Here is a 531-nt window from a genome sequence, read left to right on the forward strand (position 1 = left end):
TGAAACGGCAGCCTGCGTGAGCAACTCCCCGAAACTGTGGCCCGGCAAACGTTTTACCCTGACCGGTCACCCGTCAGAAACGCTGAACCGCGAATGGCAGGTCACCGGCTCTGTACTGGAAGGAAAGCAGCCACAGGCGCAGCACGGCAGCTCCGGCGACGGCACCACACTCAGTAACCACCTGGACGTCATCCCGGCTGACCGGACATGGCGTGCCTCCCCGCGGCCCAAACCCGCCGTGGACGGCCCGCAGAGCGCCATTGTCACCGGTCCTGCCGGCGAGGAAATCTTCTGCGACGAGCATGGCCGGGTGCGGATACGTTTCCACTGGGACCGCTACTGCCCGGGGAACGAAGACAGCTCCTGCTGGGTGCGGGTGTCGCAGGCGTGGGCCGGTGCCGGATTTGGCAACCTCGCCATTCCGCGCGTGGGTCAGGAAGTGATAGTGGACTTCCTCAACGGCGACCCGGACCAGCCCATTATTATGGGCCGCACCTACCACCAGGACAACCGCTCGCCGGGCACCCTGCC

The 531-nt window shown here is 65.5% G+C and carries 1 protein-coding gene; it reads left to right on the forward strand.

The annotated features are described in order from the left end of the window. A partial coding sequence (gene tssI / locus OGV98_RS00560; RefSeq protein ID WP_286550931.1) for a type VI secretion system tip protein TssI/VgrG occupies positions 1-531 on the forward strand: 531 nt, incomplete at both ends.

Source organism: Citrobacter sp. Cf136 (assembly GCF_030333815.1).
Taxonomy (GTDB): Bacteria; Pseudomonadota; Gammaproteobacteria; order Enterobacterales; family Enterobacteriaceae; genus Citrobacter; species Citrobacter freundii.